General features: G+C 62.9%; 9 protein-coding genes. 5 read left to right on the top strand and 4 right to left on the bottom strand.

The genetic code is table 11. The features are described 5' to 3' along the window. Positions 1-170 precede the first annotated feature (170 nt). Positions 171-1205 (bottom strand): 5-oxoprolinase subunit C family protein, encoded by a 1035-nt coding sequence (locus ACS5Q0_RS18815; protein WP_473128178.1) that lies wholly within the window; start codon positions 1203-1205, stop codon positions 171-173. Next, positions 1202-1921, bottom strand: a complete 720-nt coding sequence (gene pxpB, locus ACS5Q0_RS18810; protein WP_473128177.1) for a 5-oxoprolinase subunit PxpB — start codon at positions 1919-1921, stop codon at positions 1202-1204. Before pxpB ends, ACS5Q0_RS18815 begins: the two co-directional genes overlap by 4 nt. Positions 1922-2129: 208 nt before the next feature. Here pxpB and ACS5Q0_RS18805 point away from each other — a divergent pair, with 208 nt between their 5' ends. Further along, the gene (locus ACS5Q0_RS18805; protein ID WP_473128176.1) at positions 2130-2915 is read left to right on the top strand and encodes a 3-hydroxybutyrate dehydrogenase; all 786 of its coding nucleotides are present in this window, start codon (positions 2130-2132) and stop codon (positions 2913-2915) included. A gap of 45 nt (positions 2916-2960) precedes the next feature. Here the strand turns inward: ACS5Q0_RS18805 and pip are convergent, their stop codons facing one another. After that, on the bottom strand, positions 2961-3905 hold the full coding sequence (gene pip, locus ACS5Q0_RS18800) for a prolyl aminopeptidase (RefSeq protein ID WP_473128175.1): 945 nt from the start codon (positions 3903-3905) through the stop codon (positions 2961-2963). 170 nt (positions 3906-4075) lie between these two features. Here pip and ACS5Q0_RS18795 point away from each other — a divergent pair, with 170 nt between their 5' ends. The 4 genes from ACS5Q0_RS18795 to ACS5Q0_RS18780 all read left to right on the top strand — a co-directional run bounded on the left by ACS5Q0_RS18795 (position 4076) and on the right by ACS5Q0_RS18780 (position 8013). Next, positions 4076-5149, top strand: coding sequence for an extracellular solute-binding protein (locus ACS5Q0_RS18795; RefSeq protein ID WP_473128174.1), 1074 nt, complete (start codon positions 4076-4078; stop codon positions 5147-5149). 68 nt (positions 5150-5217) lie between these two features. After that, positions 5218-6303, top strand: coding sequence for an ABC transporter ATP-binding protein (locus ACS5Q0_RS18790; RefSeq protein ID WP_473128173.1), 1086 nt, complete (start codon positions 5218-5220; stop codon positions 6301-6303). After that, complete coding sequence (locus ACS5Q0_RS18785; RefSeq protein WP_473128172.1) at positions 6300-7169, top strand: ABC transporter permease; 870 nt, start codon at positions 6300-6302, stop codon at positions 7167-7169. Before ACS5Q0_RS18790 ends, ACS5Q0_RS18785 begins: the two co-directional genes overlap by 4 nt. Before the next feature lie 4 nt (positions 7170-7173). Beyond that, positions 7174-8013 (top strand): ABC transporter permease, encoded by an 840-nt coding sequence (locus ACS5Q0_RS18780; protein WP_473128171.1) that lies wholly within the window; start codon positions 7174-7176, stop codon positions 8011-8013. A 124-nt stretch (positions 8014-8137) separates the two neighbouring features. Here ACS5Q0_RS18780 and ACS5Q0_RS18775 read toward each other — a convergent pair whose 3' ends face one another. Beyond that, the gene (locus tag ACS5Q0_RS18775; protein WP_473128170.1) at positions 8138-9205 is read right to left on the bottom strand and encodes a dipeptidase; all 1068 of its coding nucleotides are present in this window, start codon (positions 9203-9205) and stop codon (positions 8138-8140) included. Between the last annotated feature and the right edge of the window lie 19 nt (positions 9206-9224).

Here is a 9224-nt window from a genome sequence, read left to right as displayed (position 1 = left end):
GGCCTGCGACCTGGTCTTCAAGGGCGCCGCGCAGCCCAACGGCTATACCGAATGGATCCTGCACGAACGCCGCCGGGAAGCAAAGGCCGAAGGCGCCGCAGACCTCACACACGAGAGCGGGGTGAAAACCAGGTGACAGAAAGGGTCGCCCATGAGGCGCCCCTGCTTTTTCACCCGGTGTGATCGGAGATTCTGGGGGCCAGCGCGTCCACCATGCCGCCGATCAGATTCGTGCTGAGCAGATGCTCCGTCGTGAGTTCGAAGCGGAGTGGAACGAGGGCCGAGGGGAGAGATGCTATCCAGTCCTTCATCTGGCGCGCTGCAGCCACGGCCTCGTCCCGCGGGATGGATCGAAAGCGCACCGGAGAGCCGGGGCGCATCTGTGCGAAGCGTCCAAGATCGGCGCTGATGATCGTGGCGATCTTCGGATATCCGCCCGCCGTTTGGCGGTCCCGCATGAGCACGATGGGGAGGCCGCTTCCGGGCACCTGGATATGGCCGTCCACGATGCCGTCGGAGACGATATTGAAGCCTTTGGCGTGTTCGAGTGGCGGGCCATTCAGTTGGAAGCCCATGCGATCGGCCTGAGGGCTGATGGTGAACTCGGCGCTCAGGAAGGTCCGGATCGCCTCCTCCGTGAAATAATCATCCTGCGGACCCATGATCACGCGAATCGGGCCGGGTTCCTCGAGAGGCTCGATCGGCAGATGCATCAGCGCGTCCTGCTGCCCATCCGGATTGCAGGGAAGGCGATCTCCAGCTTTCAGGGCTGCCCCGTTCAGTCCGCCGAGACGGGAGCGCGGATGGAGGGACAGGCTGCCGAGCTGCGGCTCGACCTGGAAGCCCCCTGCGACTGCGAGATAGGCAAATGTGCCGCTGCGGGGATGACCGACCTGCAGCGTGTCGCCCTCCTTCAGAACAACGGTCGTGTTGGCTTCGACAGGGTCGTCGTTCAGGCTCGCCGTGCAGCCCGCGCCGACGAGAGCGACACGCAGTTCCCCGTCTTCGCAGGCGAAGTTGCCGCCGAGATTCATGAACTCGATGGCCGCGATCTCCGGAGCGTTACCCACGAGTGCGTTTGCCATGGCGAGACAGCGGCGATCCATGGCGCCTGACGGCGAGACGCCGAAACGCTGATAGCCGATACGGCCCCAATCCTGCAGGCTCGTCATCGGCCCGCAATTCTTCACCACAAGGCTCGTCATGGTTGCACCCGCTCCGCAACGGCCTCGCCCGCCAGCGCGGCCCTTTCGAGTTCATTCCACCCTGAGGCATCGATGGGCTCGAACACGATTTCATCTCCGGCCGCGAACAGAAAGGCAGGATCGCGCTCGGGGGCATAGCTCAGCACCGGCGTACGCCCCAGAAGGTGCCAGCCGCTCGGCATCTCCATGGGCACGATTCCAGCCTGCTCGCCGCCGATCATGATCGATCCGCTCGGGACCTTCAGCCGGGGCTGGGTGCGTCTCGACGTGGCGATCCGCGGGTCAAGGCCGCCGAGATAGGCGAAGCCCGGGACGAATCCGATCATGTAGATCCGGTACACGGCGGCCGAATGAATCTCGACGAGTTGAGAGGGCGTCAGGTCGTGATGTCTCGCCACATCCTCCAGATCGACGCCGTATTCGCCGCCATAGACCACGGGGACACGCCAGCGTGTGCCCATGGCGCTTTGCGGCTGCAGCCCGTTTGTCGTCTCCTCCAGAAGACGGATCAGCGCGTCGTAATCGATGATCGTGGGATCGAATTGCAGGGTGAGGGAGCGATAGGTGGGAACGGTCTCGATGAGCCCGGCAGGCGGGCTCGCGCGCAGCAGGGAGTCGAGCGCGAGAACCTTGCCGTTCAGGTCGGGATCAATCGCGCTTCCGAACTCCACGGTCAGGGCGGTATCGCCGCAGGGTAGAAATCGAGGTGTCTGCACTATTCACCCATCCAATCGTTGCCCCAGATCTCTCTCACATCAGCGGAGAGGGAACAATGGCGAGAGTTGCCCTTACGCCATGCAGCGGGAGCAGAGGGGGAACGGGGCCGGGATGCTCCTATTTGCTAGGCTCAACGCGTCTTCCCCCTTCGTGATATGTCATTGTGACTGGATAACCCTGGGGCGGAAGGCCCACGCGGAGTAGACCATGACTTTGAAAGCCAAGAATGCCGTCGTTACCGGCTCCACCAGCGGGATCGGGCTGGCCATCGCCCGGGCGTTCGCCAAGGAAGGCGCGAACGTGGTCATCAACGGGCTCGGCGATGCGGAGGAGATCGAGAGGACCCGCGCCGCCATCGAGAGCGACTTTGGTGTGAAGGCCATCTATTCACCCGCCAACATGCTCAAGGCCGACGAGATCGCCGACATGGTCCATCAGGCCGAGAAGGAGCTCGGCAGCGTGGACATCCTCGTCAACAATGCGGGCATTCAGTTCGTCTCGCCGGTCGAGGATTTTCCGATCGAGAAGTGGGACCAGATCATCGCGATCAATCTTTCCTCGGCCTTCCATGCCATCCGCGCCGCCGTGCCGGGCATGAAGGCGCGTGGATGGGGCAGGATCATCAACACCGCCTCGGCCCATTCCCTCGTGGCTTCGCCCTTCAAGTCGGCCTATGTCGCCGCCAAGCACGGCATTGCGGGCCTCACGAAAACCGTTGCGCTCGAGGTAGCGACCCACGGCATCACGGTGAATTGCATCAGCCCCGGCTATGTCTGGACGCCTCTCGTGGAGAAGCAGATCCCCGATACGATGAAGGCGCGCAACATGACCAAGGAGCAGGTGATCAACGACGTCCTGCTCGAAGCCCAGCCCACCAAGCAGTTCGTGACCGTCGATCAGGTGGCGGCGCTTGCCGTCTTCCTCTGCTCGGACGCGGCAAGCCAGATGTCCGGCGCCAATCTCTCCATGGATGGAGGCTGGACCGCGAAATAGTCACCTTCGTCATCCCGGACGCCGCAACGCGTTCCGGGATAACGATTACCCTTGCGCGAAGGCGTCCGTCGCCTCGATGAGATGATGCAGGATCCCGGGCTCGTTCACGGCGTGGCCCGCATCCGGCACCATGATGAACTTGGCCTCGGGCCAGGCCCGGTGCAGGTCCCAGGCGGTCTTGGCCGGCGTGGCGACGTCATAGCGGCCCTGGATGATCACGCCGGGAATGCCCTTCAGTTTATGGGCATCGCGGATCAGCTGCCCCTCCTCGAACCATCCTTCGTTGACGAAGTAGTGGTTCTCGATGCGGGCAAAGGCGATGGCGTAATGATCGTCGCCGAATTGATCGGTGAACTCCTGATTGTGGAGGAGCGTGATGGTCTCGCCCTCCCAGAGGCTCCAGGCGCTGGCAGCCTCCTGACGGACGGCAGGGTCCGGATCGGTCAGGCGCTTGCGGTAGGCGGCCATCAGGTCGCCGCGCTCCTCCGGCGGAATGGGAGCGAGAAAACGCTCCCACTTGTCAGGGAAGATCCAGGACGCGCCCTCCTGGTAATACCAGAGCAGCTCCGCACGGCGGAGCGTGAAGATCCCGCGCAGCACGAGTTCCGTGACGCGCTCCGGGTGTGTCTCCGCATAGGCCAAGGCGAGCGTCGAACCCCATGAGCCGCCGAACACCATCCACTTGTCTACGCCGATCATGGCACGAAGGCGCTCGATATCCGCCACGAGGTGCCAAGTGGTGTTGGCCTCCAGGCTCGCATAGGGCGTGGAGCGTCCGCAGCCGCGCTGGTCGAACAGCAGGATCTTGTACTTGTCCGGGTCGAACAGGCGGCGCGCCATCGGCGAGAAACCGCCCCCGGGGCCGCCATGGAGGAATACCACGGGTTTGCCGTTGGGGTTGCCGCACAACTCCCAATAAACCCGATGCCCGTCACCGACGTCGAGCATGCCGTGATCATAGGGTTCGATTTCGGGGTAGAAGGTGCGCATGGCTGGAAAAGCTCCGGGACGGCAGAGCTTATCCATACCTTTGGAGCAGGGATCTGTCATCCACGGAAGGGTTCGTGAGCCGGCTTCAGACCCCCTAGCGTGTCGTCGCGCTGTCATATAACTTTGCAACTGGGGAACAGGGTAAAAGCCCGACCACATGGAGGATGACAATGTTGACCAAGCGCGCCAGCCTGAAGCTGGCTACGGCCTTCGCCGCTCTCATGATCGCCGGGACGGCTCAGGCGGCTGAGAAGCTGCGGCTCCTGACCTGGGCGGATTACGCTCCGAAAGAGGTCGTGGATCAGTTCACCAAGGAAACCGGCATCGAAGTCGAGATCACGCTCTCGAACAACGAGGAGATGATCTCCAAGCTGCGCGCAACGCAGGGTGCTGGCTTCGATCTGGTGCAGCCGAGCCAGGACCGCATCGCCGGCCCGCAAACCGAATTCGGCATCTACAAGCCGCTGGACCTGTCCAAGCTCAAGTCCGACCAGTTCATCGCCTCCATGCTCGAAGCGACGAAGAAGAACACCACCGTGGACGGCAAGGTCTACGGCGTTCCCCATATCTGGGGCACCGACGGTCTGATCGTGAATACGAAGGCCGCGCCGAAGGTCGCCGATTACAACGACCTTTGCGATCCGTCGCTCGCCGGCAAGACCAGCTTCCGCGCCAAGCGCCCGGCGCTCATCGCCTTCGCCTTCGCCAACGGCATGGATCCCTTCGCGTCCTACGGCGATGCCAAGGCATATGCCGCGATGATGGACAAGGTCGGTGCCAAGCTCGCCGAGTGCAAAAAGAACGTGAAGTTCTTCTGGGACGGCAAGGATCAGCTCCTCAACGCCCTGCGGTCCGGCGAAGTCGTCGCCGCCATGGCGTGGGATACGGGCGGCTGGAAGCTGAACTCCGAGAACCCGGACATCAAGTTCATCGCTCCGAAATCCGGCGCTCTGGGCTGGGTCGACACCTTCGCCATCCCGGCCAAGGGACGCAACGACGACGCGGCCTATAAGTGGATCAACTTCAACATGCGTCCCGAGATCGCCGCGAAGGTGGCCGCTTCCGCCGGCAACTTCACGGCATCCAACGGCGCCGACAAGCTCATGCAGGGCAAGCTGAAGGATCAGTTCGCCGAGAGCTTCCCGAAGACCGCGATCGATAACATCAAGTGGTATCCGGCCGTGCCGGCCGGCATCGAAGAGATCGAGGGCAAGATCCTCGACCGCCTGAAGGCCGGTTCGTAACATCCACTTTTCGATGATCGATCATCCCCCGGTTCGTGCCGGGGGATGACCTTTTCCGGCGCGCGTCCATGGCACAATCCAATGATCTCGATCTCGTTCACGTCACCAAGCGTTTCGGCTCCCATGCGGCCGTCAATGACGTGAGTTTCAGCGTCGCTCCCGGCGAGTTCTTCTCCATTCTCGGGCCCTCCGGTTGCGGCAAGACCACGCTGATGCGGATGATCGCAGGCTTCGAGGAACCGACCTCCGGCGACATCCGCATTCGCGGCAAGTCGATGATCGGCGTTCCCGCCAACAAGCGCCCCGTGAACATGGTCTTTCAGAGCCTCGCGCTCTTCCCGATGATGAGCGTGGGCGAGAACGTGGCCTATGGCCTGATATGCCGCGGAGAGTCTCGCGCCGACGCCGAGGAGCGCGCCAGTCGCATGCTGGAGAGGGTGGGACTGAAAGGTTTCGGCAATCGCCGCGTCACCGCTCTGTCGGGCGGCCAGCGCCAGCGCGTGGCCATTGCCCGCTGCCTCGTTCTGGAACCGACCCTCGTTCTTCTCGACGAGCCGCTCGGCGCCCTCGACCTGAAGCTGCGCGAGCACATGAAGATCGAACTCAAGCAACTGCAGGCCACCTTCAACACCACCTTCGCCTACATCACGCATGATCAATCCGAAGCGTTGGTCATGTCCGACCGTATCGCCGTGATGAACCAGGGCCGGTTCGAACAGGTGGGAAGCCCGCGCGAGCTCTATCACCATCCCGCAACGCCGTTCGTGGCGAGCTTCGTCGGTGAAACGAACCGGTGGCAGGGTGAGGTCCTGACCTCGTCCAATGGAACCGTTGCCTTGCAGCTCCCCTCAGGGACTGTGACGCAAGGAATGGGGAACATCGCAAATCAATCCGCCATCGCTTTCGTGCGCCCCGAGTCGATTGCTCTGGCTCAGAGTCAACCGGCATTGCGTGACCTGCCGAACCGGTTCGAAGGTCGCGTCTCGGCCGTGTTGTTCGATGGGGCGAATTCGAGCCTGCTCATCGAGACCCTCGGTTTCGATCAACCGGTTCGGGCGGTACTCCCGCAGGCAGGGCCGCTCGCTGGGATCCATGTCGGCGCGCCGATCCATGTCGGCTGGACTGTGGACGCCATGAAGGTCTTCGCCGCATGAGTGCGAAACCGGCTCAGCGTCTCACGCTCTTCCTGCTTCTGGCGCCGGCCGTGCTTTGGCTCGGCGTACTCATCGTTCTGCCGCACGTGGAAATCCTCATCCTCTCCTTCAGCGAAAGGGTGGCTCCGCGCGTCTATGCCTTCGGCTTCGGCAATTATCTCGAATTCTTCACTGAACCGCTCTATTGGCGCACCTTCGCGAGGACGGCGATCATGTCAATCGTGGTGACGGCGCTGACCCTGGTTCTCGCCTTTCCCATCGCGCTCTATATCGCCCGCGTGGCGCAGGGGCGCCTGAAGGCGATGCTCCTGCTGCTCTGCCTCCTGCCGTTCTGGGTGTCCGAGCTTGTGCGCACGCTCGGCTGGATGATGCTGCTGCGCGAGACAGGCGTGATTTCCTACGTCCTTCAGGCTACGGGGCTGACCGGACAGCGGATCGAGTTCCTTTACAATGACGGTGCCGTGATCCTCGGCCTCGTCTATGGCGGCCTTCTTTTCATGATCGTGCCGCTCGCCAACGCGCTGGAAAGCCTGGAACCTGCCGTGGTCGAAGCCGGCTTCGATCTCGGCGGGAGCCGCTGGACCGTTCTGCGCCGGATCGTCATTCCCCATGCGATGCCCGGCATCGTCGCAGGCTCCATCATCGTGTTCATGCTCACCGTCGGCAATTTCGCGACCCCTGTCTTGCTGGGGGGCAAGAACGGCCTGTGGTTCACGGAGCAGATCTACGCGCAGTTCATCACGCGGTTCAATTGGCCACAGGGCGCCGCCTTCGGCATGCTGCTTCTTCTCTTGTCCTCCGCGATCGTCTGGGCCGGGCTGCGTCTCACCGGGCAGAGTCTGGGCACCACCTTGAAGCAGGCATGACGCCATGAACCGTCCGTCCTTCGTCTGGAAGCTCTACATCGCGGCGTTCTACCTTTTCCTGTTCGCGCCGCTCCTGGTCGTCGCGATCTTCGCCTTCAACGCGAGCCCGTTTCCGTCGCCTCCGTGGAAGGGCTTCACGCTCGAATGGTTCATCGGCTCGGGCGATGCCTTTGGAAAGCCGGGTGTGCTGGTCGATCCGATCTGGCTCGATACCATCGCCAACAGCTTCAAGATTGCCGTGCCCGTGGCGCTGCTCGCCGTGGTCCTCGGCACCGTGAATGCGTGGGTGCTGGAACGTGCCGAGTTCCCGGGAAAGACGCTTTTGTCGATGATGATGCTCTGGCCCCTCGTCATCCCCGGCGTGGTGCTCGGCATCTCCATCCTCGCCTTTTTCTCGCGGGTGGCGAACGGGCTTGAGGAGTGGCTTCAGACGGATCTCGACTTCCTGCGCCCCGGCCTGCCTCTGGTCGTCCTGGGGCAGCTCTCGTTCATCCTGACGATTTCGACGCTCATCATCGCGGCGCGTCTGCGCAAGTTCGACCGCGCGCTGGAGGAGGCGGCCTTTGATCTCGGGGCCAGCCGTGCGCGCGTGCTGCGCACGATCACGTTGCCGTTCCTGAGCCCCGCGCTCATTGGTGCGGGCCTCGTGGCGCTGCTCATGTCGTTCGAGAATTTCAACACGACGCTGATGCTCGTGGGTTCCGAGCCGCCGTTGCCGATCACCATGTATGGCCAGATGCGGGAAGGCGCGACGCCGGCGATCAATGCCGTCAGCCTGCTGCTGATGCTCGGTGTCGGCGGCATTGCAAGCATCTTCGCGCTGACGTCGAAGGCTGAGCGGTAAGCTCACTCAGCACTCTTCGTCATCCCCGGCCTTGTGCCGGGGATCCACGTCTTAGCGGTGTGTGGTTTAATGCGTCGATGGCCGGATCAAGCCGGGCCATGACGAGAGAGAGCTAGGGCTGGGTTCACCGCCCCCAGGTCCGCTCCAGAACGCTGATCCAGTTCTCATAGCAGAGCTTGCGAAGCGTTGCCTCGTCATAGCCGTGCCTGCGCATGGCATCCACGAGGCGCGGCAGGCCGCGCACGTCGCCGATCTCAGCGGGAATGGTCGCACCGTCGAAGTCGGAGCCCAGGCCGACGCCGTCGACGCCCACGTGCTCGATGAAATGGTCCATATGGCGGATCATCTCCTCCAGCGGCGTATTGTCGTCGCGCTGCCCGTCGGGGCGGATGAACGAGGTGGCGAAGTTCACGCCCACCATGCCACGGCTCTCGCGAATGGCGGCAAGCTGTTTGTCCGTCAGGTTGCGGGAATGCTGGCACACGGCATAGGCGTTCGAGTGCGTGGCGACCAGGGGCGCATCCGTCATCTTGGCGACGTCCCAGAATCCCTTCTCGTTGAGGTGCGAGAGATCGACCATGATCTTCAGGCGATTGCACGCCTTCACGAGGTCGCGTCCACGATCGGTCAGGCCGGGCCCCGTATCGGGCGTGGACGGATAGCGGAAGGGAACGCCATGGCCGAAAATATTCGGACGGCTCCAGACCGGGCCGAGCGAGCGCAGGCCGCTTTCATAGAGAACGTCCAGCATATGTAGGTCGGGGTCGATTCCCTCTGCGCCCTCGATGTGCAGGATCGCGGCGAGCTTGCCGTTGTCGAGGCAATGCCGGATATCTTCGGCGGAACGGCAGATCTTCACTTCGCCTTTCGACGCGCGCTCGATGCGGATGAGAAGCGATGCCATGTGCACCGTCACCTGCTGGCTCGGAGCCAAGGGAAGCGGCGGCGGCAGCGGCACGTCGTATTCGGTGTGGGTCATGAGGGCATCGACGTCGATGCCCATGTCCTCGGACGGCACGTACACCGCGAAGAACCCGCCGAAGAAGCCGCCCTGCTTCATGCGGGGCCAATCGAGGTGGCCGATGTTGTCTCCCTCGAGAAAGGCCTTCTCCGGGGGGAGGGAGCCGCGCATAAGGCGCAGGAGAACGTCGTTATGGCCATCGAAAACGGGCATCAGAGGAGCGCGGGACATGTTTTCAAACAATCCTATG

Source organism: Microvirga sp. HS2 (assembly GCF_055792805.1).
Note: the sequence above shows the minus strand (reverse complement) of the source record. Positions and strands in the feature narration are given on the sequence as shown.

Excerpts from the sequence above, each read along its gene's own strand:
- ACS5Q0_RS18775 (WP_473128170.1), bottom strand. The coding sequence starts at position 9,205 with ATGTCCCGCGCTCCTCTGATGCCCGTTTTCGATGGCCATAACGACGTT.
- pip (WP_473128175.1), bottom strand. The coding sequence starts at position 3,905 with ATGCGCACCTTCTACCCCGAAATCGAACCCTATGATCACGGCATGCTC.
- ACS5Q0_RS18785 (WP_473128172.1), top strand. The coding sequence starts at position 6,300 with ATGAGTGCGAAACCGGCTCAGCGTCTCACGCTCTTCCTGCTTCTGGCG.
- ACS5Q0_RS18790 (WP_473128173.1), top strand. The coding sequence starts at position 5,218 with ATGGCACAATCCAATGATCTCGATCTCGTTCACGTCACCAAGCGTTTC.
- ACS5Q0_RS18805 (WP_473128176.1), top strand. The coding sequence starts at position 2,130 with ATGACTTTGAAAGCCAAGAATGCCGTCGTTACCGGCTCCACCAGCGGG.
- ACS5Q0_RS18780 (WP_473128171.1), top strand. The coding sequence starts at position 7,174 with ATGAACCGTCCGTCCTTCGTCTGGAAGCTCTACATCGCGGCGTTCTAC.
- ACS5Q0_RS18815 (WP_473128178.1), bottom strand. The coding sequence starts at position 1,205 with ATGACGAGCCTTGTGGTGAAGAATTGCGGGCCGATGACGAGCCTGCAG.
- ACS5Q0_RS18795 (WP_473128174.1), top strand. The coding sequence starts at position 4,076 with ATGTTGACCAAGCGCGCCAGCCTGAAGCTGGCTACGGCCTTCGCCGCT.